Annotated in this window: 8 protein-coding genes; 3 read left to right on the forward strand and 5 right to left on the reverse strand. The window is 66.5% G+C overall.

Annotation, left to right across the window (positions count from 1 at the left end; translation table 11 throughout):
* Positions 1–14: 14 nt before the first annotated feature.
* Positions 15–1,250, reverse strand: a complete 1,236-nt coding sequence (locus CURTO8I2_RS14760) for a fatty acid desaturase (protein ID WP_201295566.1) — start codon at positions 1,248–1,250, stop codon at positions 15–17.
* Positions 1,251–1,654: 404 nt separating this feature from the next.
* Here CURTO8I2_RS14760 and CURTO8I2_RS14765 point away from each other — a divergent pair, with 404 nt between their 5' ends.
* Positions 1,655–3,706 (forward strand): sodium-translocating pyrophosphatase, encoded by a 2,052-nt coding sequence (locus CURTO8I2_RS14765; protein ID WP_159681999.1) that lies wholly within the window; start codon positions 1,655–1,657, stop codon positions 3,704–3,706.
* Between the two features lie 231 nt (positions 3,707–3,937).
* Here CURTO8I2_RS14765 and CURTO8I2_RS14770 read toward each other — a convergent pair whose 3' ends face one another.
* Both CURTO8I2_RS14770 and CURTO8I2_RS14775 read right to left on the reverse strand, forming a co-directional pair.
* A complete protein-coding gene (locus CURTO8I2_RS14770) occupies positions 3,938–4,516 on the reverse strand; it encodes a hypothetical protein (RefSeq protein WP_159682000.1) in 579 nt (192 codons plus the stop codon).
* A gap of 265 nt (positions 4,517–4,781) precedes the next feature.
* Positions 4,782–6,341, reverse strand: coding sequence for a M91 family zinc metallopeptidase (locus CURTO8I2_RS14775; protein WP_159682001.1), 1,560 nt, complete (start codon positions 6,339–6,341; stop codon positions 4,782–4,784).
* A 193-nt stretch (positions 6,342–6,534) separates the two neighbouring features.
* On the opposite strand from CURTO8I2_RS14775, the gene ppa reads away from it, so the two are divergent.
* Positions 6,535–7,065 carry an inorganic diphosphatase gene (ppa, locus tag CURTO8I2_RS14780; protein ID WP_159682002.1) on the forward strand — a complete coding sequence of 177 codons (531 nt, stop codon included), beginning with the start codon at positions 6,535–6,537 and terminating at the stop codon, positions 7,063–7,065.
* A gap of 85 nt (positions 7,066–7,150) precedes the next feature.
* On the forward strand, positions 7,151–8,296 hold the full coding sequence (locus tag CURTO8I2_RS14785; RefSeq protein WP_201295567.1) for an HDOD domain-containing protein: 1,146 nt from the start codon (positions 7,151–7,153) through the stop codon (positions 8,294–8,296).
* A 365-nt stretch (positions 8,297–8,661) separates the two neighbouring features.
* Here CURTO8I2_RS14785 and CURTO8I2_RS14790 read toward each other — a convergent pair whose 3' ends face one another.
* Positions 8,662–11,502 carry a TonB-dependent receptor gene (locus CURTO8I2_RS14790; RefSeq protein ID WP_236551193.1) on the reverse strand — a complete coding sequence of 947 codons (2,841 nt, stop codon included), beginning with the start codon at positions 11,500–11,502 and terminating at the stop codon, positions 8,662–8,664.
* 230 nt (positions 11,503–11,732) lie between these two features.
* The gene (locus CURTO8I2_RS14795) at positions 11,733–12,602 is read right to left on the reverse strand and encodes an AraC family transcriptional regulator (RefSeq protein ID WP_159682004.1); all 870 of its coding nucleotides are present in this window, start codon (positions 12,600–12,602) and stop codon (positions 11,733–11,735) included.
* Between the last annotated feature and the right edge of the window lie 25 nt (positions 12,603–12,627).

Genomic DNA, 12,627 nt, shown 5'->3' on the forward strand with positions numbered 1-12,627 from the left:
CACGGCGCGCGCCTTCAGGCGTGCGCGCTCTGCAGCGAGTAGCCCTTGAGCCGGGCCGAATACTCCTGCAGTGCGCGGATGCCACTAGCCTCGGCCTCGCGACACCAGGCCTGCAGGTTGTGCAGCGCTTCGCTGGCGTTCTGCGAACGCGCTTCGAGCAGCGCCGTCAGGCGCGCGCGATGCTCGACCAGCGTGCGGATGCGCGGACGCTGGTCGACCCACTGCTGCAATTGCTGGCGGGCATCGGGCTGCAGCCAGCGACCGTCGTCGACCAGTCCCTTGCGCAGCTGCCGCGGCAGCAGCTTGCGCAGGCGCGCACCGGCAGCCTGCGCCTCTTCGCGCAGCGCCGGCTTGAGCACGTTGCGCTGGAAATCGGTCATCGCCTGGAAGCGATGCGCGAGCAGGGCGCGCATGGTGTCGGTGTCCGGCACATGGATGTTGGGACGGATGTCGAGCGACGGCGCCACGCGCAGCACCTTCGCCAAGCCGACCGCTTCCAGACCCTTGATGACCGCCCAGCCGATGTCGAATTCCCACTTGCGCAGTGCGAACTTCGCGGACGACGGGAATGCGTGGTGGTTGTTGTGCAGCTCCTCGCCGCCGATCCACACGCCCCACGGCGTGAGATTGGTCGCCGTGTCGGTGGTCTCGAAATTGCGGTAGCCCCACCAGTGGCCCAGACCGTTGACGACGCCCGCGGCCCAGAACGGAATCCACGCCATCTGGATCGCCCACACCGCGATCCCCTTGAAGCCGAACAGCGCGAAACTGACGAACAGCAGCAGGGTCGGACCGAACGTCGCCCACGGTGTGTAGACCTTGCGCTCGATCCAGTCGTTGGGGGCGCCCTTGCCGTACTGCTCGATGTCGGCGCGCATGCCACGCGCTTCGCGGTACAGCTCCACGCCCTGCCAGAACACCGTCTTGATGCCCTTGAAGCGCGGGCTGTGCGGGTCGTCCTCGGTCTCGCACTTGGCGTGGTGCTTGCGATGGATCGCCACCCACTCGCGCGTGATCATCGACGTGGTGAGCCACGTCCAGAAACGGAAGACGTGCGCGATCACCGGATGGAAATCCACGCCGCGATGCGCCTGGCTGCGGTGCAGGTACAGGGTGACGGCGAAGATCGTCAGCTGCGTGGCGGCCAGCAGGTAGACGAGCATCGCGAGCCAACCGAACTGCAGCAGGCCACCGGATAGGAACTCGAGAATCGAAGCAGACATGGGCGCGTCAAGAAGTCGTGAACCCATCCATCATGGCGACATCCCTGCCCCCTTTCCATCCCTGCGCGCGGGTATGGACGGGCCCGCGATTCAGACTCGTTGCATGCGTCGCATTCAGCCGTCGACGCGATGCGTCAGCCCATGCCGCGCCGGGCGCGGGGCGCAACCGCACGCGTACGCGCTCGCATGAAGCGGCGTCGTGCATCGGGCCCGTGCGGCGCACGCTCGCAAGCGCGTGACGATGCGCACACGCGGACGACCCGCACGCGCCGGACGCGCCGGACGCCCAGTCGGCAGCCGAGGTGGCGGCGCCCGGGCGACGGGCCGGCCACTCGACCGGCATGCCGGTCTCCGCGGGCTGTGCGATAGTCGGCGCGCATCACCGCATCACCGCTGTCCGTCTTGGCATACCGACTCTGGGAGGGGTTTCCATGCTCGAGCAACACGGGTTGTGGCTGGCACTGGGCTGTGCCGCCATCGCGATTCTCTACGGCGTGGTCTCCGCCGGCTGGATCAACCGGCAACCTGCCGGGAACGCACGGATGCAGGACATCGCAGGCGCGATCCAGGAAGGCGCCCGCGCGTATCTCAATCGACAGTATCTGACGATCTCCATCGTCGGCGCGGTGCTGTTCGTCCTCATCGGTGTGTTCCTGGGGTGGGCCACCGGCATCGGCTTCCTGCTCGGCGCGGTGCTGTCGGGCGCGGCGGGCTACATCGGCATGAACGTGTCGGTGAAGGCCAACGTCCGCACGGCCGAGGCCGCACGCCGCGGCATCGGTCCGGCCATGGACGTCGCGTTCCGCGGCGGCGCGATCACCGGCATGCTGGTCGTCGGCCTCGGCCTGCTGGGCGTGGCCGGTTACTGGATGCTGCTGCCGCGTTTCGGCATCGCCGGCGAGAACGCGCTGCACGCACTGGTGGGCCTGGCCTTCGGCAGCTCGCTGATCTCGATCTTCGCGCGCCTGGGCGGCGGCATCTTCACCAAGGGCGCGGATGTCGGCGCGGATCTGGTGGGCAAGGTCGAAGCCGGCATTCCCGAAGACGACCCGCGCAACCCGGCGGTGATCGCCGACAACGTGGGTGACAACGTCGGCGACTGCGCGGGCATGGCGGCCGATCTGTTCGAAACCTACGCGGTCACCGTGATCGCGACGATGCTGCTCGGCTTCCTGATGGCACCGACCGTCGGTGCCAATGGCGTGCTGTATCCGCTGGTGCTCGGCGGCGCCTCCATCCTGGCCTCGATCGTCGGCACCTTCTTCGTCAAGGTGAAGGCCGGCGGCTCGATCATGGGCGCGCTGTACAAGGGCGTCATCGTGTCGGGGGTCATCGCGGCCGCGCTGTTCTGGCCGATCACCACCCAGCTGATGGCGGACAACGTGCACGGCGCGACGAACCTCTACTGGTGCGCGCTGATCGGACTTGTGCTAACCGGTGCGATCGTCTGGATCACCGAGTACTACACCGGCACGGAGTACGCGCCGGTGCAGCACATCGCGCAGGCGTCCACCACCGGGCACGGCACCAACATCATCGCCGGCCTCGGTGTCTCGATGAAGTCGACCGCGATGCCGGTGATCGCGGTGTGCTTCGCGATCTGGGCGTGTTTCTCGTTCGCGGGGCTCTACGGCATCGCGATCGCGGCGACCGCGATGCTGTCGATGGCCGGCATGATCGTCGCGCTTGACGCCTACGGGCCGATCACCGACAACGCAGGCGGCATCGCCGAGATGGCGGAACTGCCTTCTGAAGTCCGTGACGTCACCGATCCGCTCGACGCGGTGGGCAACACCACCAAGGCGGTGACCAAGGGCTACGCGATCGGTTCGGCCGCGCTCGCGGCGCTGGTGCTGTTCGCCGACTTCACCCACAACCTGGAAGCGAAATATCCCGGCACCGAGTTCCGCTTTGACCTCGCCGATCCGGCGGTGATCATCGGCCTCTTCATCGGCGGCCTGATTCCGTACCTGTTCGGCGCGATGGCGATGGAAGCCGTCGGTCGCGCGGCAGGCGCGGTGGTGGAGGAAGTGCGCCGTCAGTTCCGCGAGATTCCCGGGATCATGGCCGGCACGGCGAAGCCCGATTACTCGCGCGCGGTCGACATGCTGACCAAATCCGCGATCAAGGAAATGATCGTGCCCTCGCTGCTGCCGGTACTGGTGCCGGTGGTCGTCGCGCTCGGCATGAACGCACTGATGGGACCGGGCGCCGGCATCCGCGCGCTCGGCGGCCTGTTGATCGGCACGATCGTCACCGGCCTGTTCGTCGCGATCTCGATGACCACAGGCGGCGGGGCCTGGGACAACGCCAAGAAGTACATCGAGGACGGCCACTGCGGCGGCAAGGGCAGCGAGGCCCACAAGGCCGCAGTGACCGGCGACACGGTGGGTGATCCCTACAAGGACACCGCGGGACCGGCGATCAATCCGCTGATCAAGATCATCAACATCGTCGCGTTGCTGCTGGTCCCGTTGCTCTAGCCGGGGCGCGTAACGGCAGGCTGCTTCTAGCCCCTCTCCCTCCGGGACTACGTGCCCGCCGGGGTAGAGGGGTTGGGGTGAGGGCTATCGCAGGCACTGCGCCAAACAAGCACGCGAGCTTTTGAAAACCTCGCGCCTGTTGATCGATGCGCCGACGGGATTCGCTGCGCTCTACCCATCCGACGAAGCGTGATCACGAATACAGCGGTGACCAATGGCGATGCATCCGAGTCATGCGTCGCGGACACCACGATTCCATCGCTCGACGCGCACCGACTTCTCGAACGTCCCACGCGTCATGTCGAACCACGGCGTACACAGCACCTGCTGATCGTCGGCATAGCCGAAATCGACCTGCCAGACCTGCACCTCGCCACTGTCGTCGGATGAGAAGAGGCGCGCATCGTCCGCGATGCCGATGCCGACGCACCACTGCACCAGCGCCGGCGTCGACGCGAGCCAGTCGGAAAAGCCGAAGTTCGCATCGACATGCGCGCCCGGCGCGATGCGACGTGCGAGCGGCGTCGGCGGGACGGTCGGTGCAGGCGTCGGCAACGCACGCGCGACGTGCGACAACGTCGCGCGTGTGCCGCCGTGTTCACGCAGCAGCGGCACCCCGACCGCACCGGACGCCTGTCGCCGTGTCAGCACGGCATGGCGATCGCCGCGATCGAACACGACCAGCGGCACCGTACCGGTGTTCCGGATCCGGTAGTCGACGCGTACGCCCTCGCCTTCGCGCGCGAACACCGCTTCCAGCGTGACGCCTTCGCCCTCGAGGTGTGCATGCGCGGAATCGCTGGGGGGCATGACGGACCTCGAGATGTTCGGTGACGCATCGCTGGACGCCACTGGCGCCGGCAGCGAGGCACAGACGAGGCATGCGACGGCAACGCCGATTCGCATCACCGCAGCGTCGTGCCGGCGTGCGGATGGCGCGCGGACGACAGGACGCGGAGCGTCGCTGATCGGCACGGCGATTCCTCGAAACAGGTCATGACGCCTGCTGCAGGCGCCTCGACAGTGCATGGGGCGTCGCACGCATGCTCCGCCCCATGTGTTTGCGGGGTATCGGTCAGAGCGCGTAGCTCGGACGGTCGGGCATGCCCAGTTCGCGTCGGATGCCGTTCTCGGTCAGATGGATCGGGTTGTGGGTGATCGCACCGGTGCCGTCGAAGTCGTACGGCGTGGCGCTGGTCTCCAGTCCCACGGCCTGTCGTTCGGCATTGGGCACCTGGCCGTTGTCGGGACCGGTGCCGCGATACGTGCCCTGCAGGAAGGTGCCGTTGACGCCGTTGTAGGCATGCGACATCTCGTGGAACAGCACCACCGACGGTGCCGGGAACGCATCCATGTGGAAGGACGGGTTGTAGCTGATGGTCACGTCACCACCGGCGCCCGGACGGCCGTTGACGATGTCGGCGTCATTGCTGAAGGTCTGGGCATAGCCGTTGTCCTCGTTCGACAGCTCCTGGATCGTCACGGTATTGCCCTTGGCCTCGGCGGCCTTGTCGAACTCCGCCATCATCTGCTGGCCGTTCGGGGACGCGCGCAGGAAATCCAGTTCGGACTGCATGCGCTGCACGAAAGCCTCGGAGCCCTGCACGCGCACGCCGCCATCGCCGACGGTGTTGTCGATCTCGACATTGACCACGGTAGGGCGCGCACCGGTGGCGGCGTTGACGAGATCGGACGCCTGCGCATAGACGGTGGTCTGCGCACTGGCGCCTTCGATCGTGTCGCCGCCGAGACCCGCGTAGACCGTCGTGCGGCCCTCGCCGACATTGACCACGTCATCCCCGCCACCGGCCGACAGGATGTCGAACGTGCCGCCGCCGTGGACCACGTCGTCACCACGCCCGGCTTCGATGTAGTTGGTGCCGCTGCCGGCATGGATGGTGTCGCTGCCGTCGCCGCCGTAGATGACGTTGACCCCGCTGCCACCGAAGATCTCGTTCGCGCCGCCGATGGTGTGGATGTCGTTGCGACCGCTGCCGGTGGCGCGGATGGTGTCGTCGCCATCGCCGCTGCTGATGCGGTTGTCGCCGTCGCCCTCGACGTTGATGTCGTTGTTGCCGTCGCCCGCATCGACCACGACGTTGACCTGCACATTCGGCGCCACCTGGATGGTGTCGTTGCCGGCGCCGGTGCGCAGGGTCAGTTCCTGGCCCTCGGCCAGACGCACCTCGTAGCGCTCGCCGTTGACGGACACGTCCAGCGTGCCGTCGTCGCGCTGGCTGACGCCGACGTCGTCGTCGCCGGTACCGGTGGTGAATACCACCTGGTCGCGGCTGATGTAGCCCTGCGCCTGGGTGCGCTCGCGGGTGACGTCCACCTGGGCATCGCTGTGCAGCGGATCGACCGCGATCGGCTTGCCGTCGGGCGTGCTGCGGGTGGTCCGTCCGATCGAATTGTTGCTGCCGCCGTCGATGCCGATCGCGCCGTCCGGTGCCCGGTCGGACGCATCGATCGCGGACACCTCCGGCCCTGCGTCCAGTGCTCCGATCTCCGCATGGTCGTCGACGCCGCCGGCGGCTGGACCGTCATGGTCGTGCGTGTGCGTCGGTGCCAACGGGTTCTGCCAATAGCCCTGGCTGGCCGTGGCGGACGGGGACAAGGAATCGAGCATCGTCATCGGAACAGGCCTGCGTAGCGGAAGTCGGGAGCCATATGTACGCCCCCGTATGGGCCGACCATACTAGGGCGTACCCTTGGTCGACCCGCTTGCCAGACGTTGCGGCCGAAACCATCCCGCACCCTCACCGCTGCGCCGCAGCATCGTTGCCCGTAAAATGGGCGTTCTTATCGACCACTGGAAGTGCATCGCAATGGGCCTGGACTCCGTCCCCACCGGCAAGAACCCGCCGGACGAAATCAACGTCATCATCGAGATCCCGAAGGACGCCGAGCCGGTCAAGTACGAGGTGGACAAGGAGAGCGGGGCGATCTTCGTCGACCGCATCCTCTCCACCCCGATGCGTTACCCGTGCAATTACGGCTACGTGCCCAACACCGTCTGCGGCGATGGCGATCCCGCCGACGTGCTGGTGGTCCTGCCGCTGCCGCTGATTCCCGGCTCGGTGATCCGCTGCCGGCCCGTCGGTGTGCTGAAGATGACCGACGAGGCCGGCAGCGACGAGAAGATCCTGGCCGTGCCGGTCGACAAGGTGTTCGGCGGGTATTCGCACGTGGACGACCTCGACAAGGTCTCGGCCCACTGGCTCGAGCGCATCGGCCACTTCTTCGAGCACTACAAGGATCTCGAGAAGGGCAAGTGGGTCAAGATCAGCGGTTGGGGTGACGCGGCCGAGGCCAAGGCGCTCCTCAACGACGCCATCGCCGCCTACAAGGCCGGTTGAATCACCCGACGGCGTAGCTGCCGTCACAGTTTGCGACACGCCGCCGGAACTCCGGCGGCGTGCTTGCTAGGATCGCCGCGAGCCGATGCAGCACGGGTGCTGCGGCCATCCGGGGATCTACATCGTGCGTATCCTGTTCGTGGGCTGCGAAGACAGCCTGCCGTCCGATCTGTTGACACTCGTTGCGGACATGGACGAGGCCTGGCGCGTGCAGCGCGTCGCGGACGCTGCCAGCGCACTCGAGGGACTTCTCGACGCGCCACCGGACGTCGTGGTGGTGGCGCCGGCGCTTCCCGACATGACTTCGGACGCGCTGCTCGAGCGCATCCGCACCCTGCGTCCGGCGGTTTCGCGCATCGCCGTGGCCAGCGGCCACCCTTCGGTCCGACTGCTCTCGCTCGCGCACCGCTTCCTGCCGTCGCCGATCAGCGAGGCGCAGCTGCTGGAGACGCTCGCCAGCCTCGAGGAATTGCGCGACCTGCTCGACAATCCCGCGCTCCGCGACCGCATCGGCCGGATCGAAAAGCTGCCCTCCCCGCCGCAGACCTACCTGGCGCTGGTGCAGGCGCTCGAGGCCGACGACACCAGTGCCGGTGACATCGCGCAGCTGGTATCGGGCGATCCGGCGATCGCGGCGCGCGTGCTGCAGCTGAGCAACTCCGCCTACTTCTCGCTCGGCCGCAGCATCACCGACCTGCGGTCCGCGGTGACGCGGCTGGGCATGGTCACGATGCGTGACCTGGTGCTGGCGAGCGAGGTGTTCGCCTACGCGGCCCGCGGGGACATCGATCGGCCCGCCATGCAGCAACGTGCGCTGATGGCCGCGCAACTCGCCCGCCGCATACTGCCCGAATCCAGTTTGGAACTGGGCGCCACCGCGGCGCTGCTGGCCGACATCGGACTGCTGCTGCCCGGCGTCCGCGACGAGCGCACGCCTCCGGATCCGCACGCCGACGACACCGCGGGCCACACCGAGGCCGGTGCGTATCTGCTTGGACTGTGGGGCCTGCCGATGCCGATCATCGAGGCCGTGGCCTTCCAGCGTGATCCGGTCCGGGCCGGCACGCGGAGTTTCTGGATCACCGGCGCCGTCCATGTCGCCACCGCGCTCGCCGCCGGCGAACCCGTGCGTGAGGACTACCTGCAGCGCACCGGCGTGCTGGGCAAGCTGGATGGCTGGCGCGCGCATGCGGCCCAGCTCAGGGGCCTGGACGTCGCACAACCCGCCTGAGCCCCCCCACGCAGCGGCTGCATTCCTTTCTCGTGCCCGCGAAGCACGACCGGAAGCGCGGCGCCCATCCCGAGGCGACACCGACCGAGCGCCCAGAGCGCGCGCGCTGTCTTTGACGAGCGCACGCGTTCCGAGCGGCAGATAGACGGGAGCGGCAGATATACGCCAAGTGCGCCCCGACAGACCTCCCGCAGTCGCGAGGCGGGGGCCACCGGCAGCGACGAACCGCACTGGTGCCCGCATGCGCCACGGGTACGTGACCCGCGGCCCGCGCCAGAACTCCGCCTTCCCGTCGCAGATGCCGATGCCACACAAAACTACGGCCCCTTCCGGGGCCGTAGTGGATCACGCAGGACTTCGATGGATCAGAAGCGCTGGTTGTACTGCATGTACATGAAGCGACCGATGTCGTAACCGCCGTAGTACGCCGAGCCCGATGCCGGGTTCGAGTACATCGGGGCAGCATAGTGCTCGAACACGTTGTTCGCGCCCACCGAGATGGTTGCATTCCACGGCGCCGTGTAACGGACCTGCACGTCATGGAAGGTGTTGGAACCGATCTCGTTCTGCGGCGAGATGTTGCCGGCCAGATCAGGTGCGGTGTAGTCCGGCAGGCTGCAGACGCCCGGATAGAGCGTGGCGTTCAAGCAGCTCTCCTTCACACCCGAGTAGTAACGGGTGGTCCAGGTCGCGCCGAAATCACCCATTTCCCAGGACAGGCTGGCATTCGAGCGGATGCGGAAGTTGATGCCCGCGCCACCCGAGAAACCATTGGCCTGTGCCGGCGGCGTTGCCGCGTTGCTGTCCTGCTTGAGCTCGTTCTTCGAAACATACGTATTGAGCCACGACGCACGGAAGTTGCCGTAGTCGGTCTGCAACGCGTAGTTGACGTCGAGGTCGTAGCCCTCGGTCTCCTGGAAGCCCGCGTTGACGCCGGCATAGAAGAACGAGGTGATCACACCGTCGGCGTCACGCGTGAAGCGCGAACCGGTGGCGTCGTTACAACGCGACTCGATACCGCGGGCATAGCAGTCGTCGAGCACGGTCGTCGGCGAGTCACCGATGATCGTGTTGTCGATGCGGATGTTCCACCAGTCGAGCGCGATGTTCAGGCCTTCGACCTGCGACGGGCTGTACACGAGGCCCAGCGTCTTGCTGACCGACTCTTCCGGCGTCAGACCCGGGTTCGAACCCGAGGTGAAGGCGCGATCCGACTGGTCTTCCTGGCTTTCCGACAGGCCGTCAGGGGTGTTGGCGCGCTGGCGGAAATCCGCCGGCACATCGGCCAGACAGCGAGCGCTGCCCGCAGCGATACCGTACACGCTGTCGCAGGGATCGGCGTAGAACTCGAACGACTGCGATTCGCCGCCGAACAGGTCGCTGATCGTCGGGGCACGGAAGCCCTGCGACCAGGTACCACGGACCAGCAGCGATTCGATCGGCTTCCAGGTGAAGCCCGCCTTGCTGTTGGTGGTGTCGCCGAAGGTGTCGTAGTCCGAGTAGCGCGACGCGAGGTTGATGCTCAGTTCCTGCGCGAACGGCACGTCCGACAGCAGCGGGATCTGCAGCTCGGCGTAGATTTCGTCGAGGCTGTAGGAGCCGCCCGTGGGGCCAGCTGCCAGATCGGTGGAGTCACCGGTCTGCGCCAGCGCGTCAGGCGAGAAGCTGCCCGATTCCTTGCGGTGTTCCACACCGACGGCCATGCCGACATCGCCGGCCGGCAGGGTGAAGATCGTGCCGCTGAGGTTTGCGAAATACGCGCGCGTCTCGGTCTCGGACAGCGCCTGACCCGGCTTGTACAGGTACGCCTGCACATTCGGATCGCCCAGGCTGTTCTCGGCGGCATAGCCGAAGGGAATCAGCGGATTCCACGGCGTGCAAGCGCCGGGGCCCGTGCCGAGCGTGATCGGGTTGTCCGGGGTGCCGCACTGGATCACACCGTCGGCGTTGCGGAACGACGCGCCCGTCGCACGTGCGACGTTCAGCGTGTTGAGGTTACCCGTGCTGATCTGCACACCCTTGTTCTGGTTGTACAGGTGGCCGACGTCCCAGTCGAAGAAGCGGTTGTCGCCGAATTCGAACGAGCCCTTCAGGGTGTTGGAAATACGGAAGGTCTGCAGGTTGTTGCGCACTTCGCGCGGCACTTCCCAGCCACGGCGGATGTAGCTGACCGCTTCGCCAACCGGGTTGAAGAAGCTGTCTTCGGTCAGGCCACCAGCGCTGTTGTCGAACGCAGCACTCTGGAACGGATAGCCGGCATTGCGAGCGTAGGAATCACGGTCGGAGTACAGGAGATCGGTGTCCAGCGAAATGTTGTCGGTGATGTCGACAATCGAGTTCAGGAACGCGGACTTGCGCTCGATACCGCTGTAGACCGTGGACTGCTGCGACGGGAACGTCACATCCAGCGCGGGGTCAACCGGGCGATAGCTCGCGAAATCGGTCGGATCCAGACCCGGGACGTCGCGGCGCAGGGTGTAGTTCACGCCACCGAAGGAGAACTGACCTTCCTTGCGCGCGCCCGAAGCGCCGCCCGGGAACGGCGCGCTCTTGGGGCCGGTCGGGAAGGTGTCGCGCGAGAACCAGCGGTCCGGCGCGAACACCGGATCTTCCTTCGCATACTCGGCGCCGAAGGTCAGCGAGGTGCGCTCGCCGGTCGAACCGACCACGATGTCGTAACGCTCGACCGCGCCGTCACCCTCGCCCCACTGGCCGTAATACGCACCGGCTTCCGCACCGTCGAAGTTGCGGCGGGTGATGATGTTGATCACGCCGGCAACCGCGTCCGAACCGTAGATGGTCGACGCGCCGTCCTTCAGGATTTCGATGCGCTCGACCATCGAGGTCGGGATCGCGGAGACGTCCTGCAGACCACCGGTGGTGATGCCGAGACGACGGCCGTTCACCAGCACCAGCGTGCGCTGCGGGCCGAGGTTGCGCAGGTCGATGTACGTGCCACCAACAGCTTCACCCGAGCTCAGCGGCGAAGCGCGGCTGATCGCCGGCGAACCGGCCGAGGTGATGTTCTCCAGGATGTCGGCGACCGAGCTGTAGCCCTGGGTCTCGAGGTCCTGACGGGTGATCTGCAACACCGGCTGCGCCGTTTCCAGATCGACCTGACGGATGCGCGAACCGGTCACTTCGATACGGTCGAGCGTGGTCGGGCCGTCGGTGGTCTGCGCCTGCGCGAAAGCGGCACCCGGCACGATCGCAGTCAGGATCGCGGCTGGCAGCAAGCCCTTCCGCAGTGCGGGAGTGCGAAAATTCTTCAAAGTCTCTCTCCAGAGTGTGTGTGTTACTGAGGCGTTAAGACGCCATTCGCACGTTACGTCTGGAACCACCTGCACTGCCTTGCCTCTGCCACTCACTGACTGTGCCGAATCTGGCGTTTAAGCGACCGACACCCTGCTTCGGTGATGTCGGTCACGCGCTTCTGTTAAGCCGTTGCGTAGGCTTCGTTGGCTTCGCTCACCGCGTTCTGACGCAGGTTGCTGCGATACCGGCTCGCAGGTATGCCATGGTGGTTCTTGAAGGCCCGGGCAAAACTGCAGCAATTGTCGAAGCCGCTGGCAGCCGCCACTTCGCCGACCATCATGGACGTGGTGCTCAGCAGTTGTGCGGCACGCTCCAGGCGCAACCGGACCGACAGTGCCTGCGGGCTTTCGTCGTAGAGCGCGTGGAACGCCTTGGAGAAGTACCAGCTCGAGAAGCTGGTGAGATCTGCAAGCTCACTGATCCGGACGACCCGGTCGGAGTTGCCTTCCAGATACAGCCGAGCGCGCTGCATGCGACCGAAGACCTGGCGCTTGCGGCTGCGTGAGCGACCAGGACACCGGCGCACGGTAGCCGCCAGATCGCGCTGGACATGTGCGAGCTGCAACAGCAGCGGACGCACCGACAACGCATCCCCGACGCCCTGCGCCGCGGCGCGCCAGAGCCGCAGCAGCGTACGCAGCTCCCGTTTCGGCAACCGTCCGCGGCCGGCGTACAGGCTGCCGTCATTCAAGGACTGCAGCGAATCGAGCGCGTGCCCGTCCAGCGCAATACCGATGCACAGCCCCTGAGCGCCGCTCTGGATCAAGGGCGTGGACTCTTTCTCGAACGCCATCCAGTCACCGCGACGCATCCGGAACCGCCCTTCCCGCGACTCGATCCACCCGTCACCGCGCACCTGGATCCAAAGGTTGAATACGGGCGCGGAGACCTGCATACCCCCGAGGCGCGTCACGCCGACACACTTCGCAGCCGTCTCGATCGCCTCGAGCGCAAGCATCTGACCACGCGCAGACCACAGCCAGTTCGACATTCCGCCACCCGCTTGAATACAAGAA

The sequence above is a fragment of the Luteimonas sp. 9C genome, assembly GCF_902506295.1.
GTDB lineage: Bacteria > Pseudomonadota > Gammaproteobacteria > Xanthomonadales > Xanthomonadaceae > Luteimonas.